The sequence below is a fragment of the Moorena sp. SIO4E2 genome (genome assembly GCF_010671945.1).
In the GTDB taxonomy this organism is placed as follows: domain Bacteria; phylum Cyanobacteriota; class Cyanobacteriia; order Cyanobacteriales; family Coleofasciculaceae; genus Moorena; species Moorena producens.
This window is the reverse complement of the sequence record NZ_JAAHIE010000729.1, coordinates 1-3,100: the sequence shown is the minus strand read 5'-3', so window position 1 is coordinate 3,100 and position 3,100 is coordinate 1. Positions and strand designations below refer to the sequence as shown.

Annotated in this window: 2 protein-coding genes and 2 pseudogenes; 1 reads left to right on the top strand and 3 read right to left on the bottom strand. The window is 45.5% G+C overall.

Annotated elements, in window-relative coordinates; genetic code table 11:
• Positions 1-205: 205 nt before the first annotated feature.
• Positions 206-1,099, top strand: a complete 894-nt coding sequence (locus F6K37_RS36145) for an Rpn family recombination-promoting nuclease/putative transposase (protein WP_287255801.1) — start codon at positions 206-208, stop codon at positions 1,097-1,099.
• Positions 1,100-1,225: 126 nt separating this feature from the next.
• Here the strand turns inward: F6K37_RS36145 and rsmB are convergent, their stop codons facing one another.
• The 3 genes and pseudogenes from rsmB to F6K37_RS45070 all read right to left on the bottom strand — a co-directional run.
• Complete coding sequence (gene rsmB / locus F6K37_RS36140; protein WP_287255799.1) at positions 1,226-2,659, bottom strand: 16S rRNA (cytosine(967)-C(5))-methyltransferase RsmB; 1,434 nt, start codon at positions 2,657-2,659, stop codon at positions 1,226-1,228.
• A gap of 275 nt (positions 2,660-2,934) precedes the next feature.
• A pseudogene (locus F6K37_RS45075) lies at positions 2,935-3,033 on the bottom strand (hypothetical protein); the annotation flags it as partial.
• Positions 3,012-3,100, bottom strand: a pseudogene (locus F6K37_RS45070) (hypothetical protein); the annotation flags it as partial. The pseudogenes F6K37_RS45075 and F6K37_RS45070, both read right to left, overlap by 22 nt.

Genomic DNA, 3,100 nt, shown 5'->3' with positions numbered 1-3,100 from the left:
TCTAACCACATTAATCTCTTATTTATGCGGTTAGTATAGGAATGGTATTTAGTGTAGCTATACAAAAAAAATATTAGAGTTTTTGCCTAATTATAAAAGCGATACAGCCTACTACCTACTTCCTACTCCCTACTCCCTACTCCCTGCTCCCTGCTCCCTGCTCCCTGCTCCCTGCTCCCTGCTCCCTATATCAACCTGTAAAACCATGAGATTCATCAGCCCAAAAACTGACTTTGCTTTCAAGAAAATCTTTGGCTCAGATCAGAGTAAAGATATTCTGATTTCCTTTCTCAATGCCATGATCTACTCTGGTAATTGCGTTATCGAGGATTTAGAAATTATTGATCCCTATAGCGCCGGGGATGTAGTAGATTTAAAAGACACTGTCTTGATGCAGTCGCTCATGGGGGAAACCCCCAAGACCGCGCTGCATCGCTATCTCGATGTTAAGGCAGTATTAGAGGATGGAACTACTGTCATCATTGAGATGCAACTCTGGAATGTGGAGGCTTTCGAGAAGCGAGTGGTGTATAACTTGTGCAAAACCTATGGAAATCAACTGAAATTGGGACAGGGATATTTCGATCTAAATCCGGTTATTGCTTTAACCATCACGGATTTTAAATTATTCCCCTCAACTGAGAAAGTAATTAGCTGTTTTTACTTTCAAGAAGAAGAAGACCACTTGCCTTATCAGGAAAATGAATTAAAGCTAGTGTTTGTGGAACTCCCCAAATTTACTAAGCAACTGGAAGAATTAGAAAGTGTGATAGATAAGTGGATCTTTTTTATCAAAGAAGCACCCAACTTAGAAATCATTCCTGACAAGCTCAGAGAAATACCACAGCTAGAACAAGCCTTAACTATAGCGAATCAAGCGGGGTTGAGTGTCTCAGAAGTGGAAAAACTCCGCAAACAGGAGATGGCCTTGGAGGACGCGCGAGGTGCATGGAGTTTCGCGAAAAGGGAAGGACGAGAAGAAGGTAGACTTGAAGAAAAACAGCAGATTGCTAAACAGATGAAGGCCGCTGGGTTACCCCTGAGTGATATTGCTCAATATACGGGGTTGAGTATCGATGAAATTAATCAGTTGTCCTAACAGATTAAGAAAAAGTTCAAAAAAATACCAATTAACGTAGGGTGGGCAAAAACAGTTTGTTTTTACCCACCCTACAAGCTCCCGACTTCTGACTTCTGACTTCTGACTTCTGACTTCTGACTTCTGCTATATCATTCGTTTCAAGCGCACCATAAAAAAACCATCCATCTGGTCTCGATAGGGCACAACTTTCAGCCAACCTTCCGGTGTTGAAAACCCCTTAAGAAACGAAAGAGTAGGGGGTTCAATTTGCCACTGAGAATGATCTTCCATAAACCATTGTATTACCGCATCATTTTCTTGAGGATTTAAGGTACAGGTAGCATAAACTAAAACACCTCCGGGCTTGACCCAAGTTGCGGTATGCTCTAACAATTCTTTTTGCAAAACAGTAAGTTCCTGGACTTTTTCTGGAGTCATGCGCCAACGCAGATCAGGACGTCGGTGAAGGGTACCATTACCGGAACAGGGAGCATCTAATAACACAGCATTAGCGACGTTAGTAAATTCAGGGCAATCGCGACTATCACCAGTACTGATCTGAATCGATTGTAATTGTAACCGTTGGGCATTCTGTTGGACTTTTTTGAGGCGGGAAGCTGAGCGATCGCATGCCCAAATTTTGCCCTGATCTGCCATTAATTCTGCAATATGAGTTGTCTTGCCCCCTGGTGCAGCACAGGCATCAATCACCACATCACCAGGTTGAGGGTCCAACAGATAACTGACCAGCTGGGCACTACAATCTTGAACAGTCCACCAACCCTCCTTAAATCCTGGTAGCTCTTGAATCGCACCAACACCACCCACAACTCGCAGTGCTTGGGGGAGCTGAGCTGGGTTGCTGAAAATAGGGATAATCTCACCATTCCCCTCGTCCTGGTGGGAGACCAAGGTCGGTACCCGCTGAATAGCCAGTTCAGCAGATTGCATCCCTGCCTCCACTTCCTCAATGGACACCTTGAGGGGATTTATCCGTAAGTCAATAGTAGGAGATTGGTTAAACCATTGACACAGCTGTTCTGTTTCCTCTAGTCCCAGCTGTTGTAACCACAGCTCGATCATCCAATCTGGAAAACTGTGTAAAATGCCCAGACGCTCCATATCCCCTTCTGGCAACTCCAAAGGGTCAGGGGAATTGGCAGCTAAACGGGCATAGTTTCGTAGTAAACCATTAACCACCCCTGCCAGTCCTTTGAAGCCATTGTTCTTAGCTAGGTCAACGGTGGTATTGACCGCTGCTGAAGCAGGAATTCGGCCTTGATAGCGCAGCTGATATAGTCCAAGGTGAAGTATAGTGCGCAAATCTGGAGGTTGTTGATTAGCTTTCTTTTTGCCCAACTGGTCAAGTAGAGCATCCAGAGTGCGCTGTCGTCGGACACTACCATAAACTAATTCTGTCACTAAGCCCCGATCAGCACCAGTTAACTGAGCTGTTTGTAGCACTCGATTCAGGGCAATATCAGCAAAAGCACCCCGCCGATGAATATCCCGGAGAGCTAGGAATGCTAACTGGCGAGGATTTTGTTTATCAAAGGTTGATGATTTATCTTGGCTCACAAACTCTGTACTCCTCTGGGTCTTACCTGATCAGCTATCAGCTATCAGCTATCAGCTTTCAGCTTTGAGCTTTCAGCTTTCAGTTATCAGCTATCAGCTATCAGCTATCAGCTTTGAGCTTTCAGCTTTCAGCTTTGAGCTTTCAGCTTTGAGCTTTCAGCTTTGAGTTATCAGTTATCAGCTTTCAGCTATCAGCTTTGAGCTTTCAGCTTTCAGCTTTGAGCTTTCAGCTTTGAGCTTTCAGCTTTGAGTTATCAGTTATCAGCTTTGAGTTATCAGCTTTCAGTCAAATACTGACCGCTGACGGCTGACCACTGACCGCTGACCGCTGACCGCTGACCGCTGACCGCTGACCGCTGACCGCTGACCGCTGACCGCTGACCGCTGACCGCTGACCGCTGACCGCTGACCGCTGACCGCTGACCGCTGACCGCTGACCGC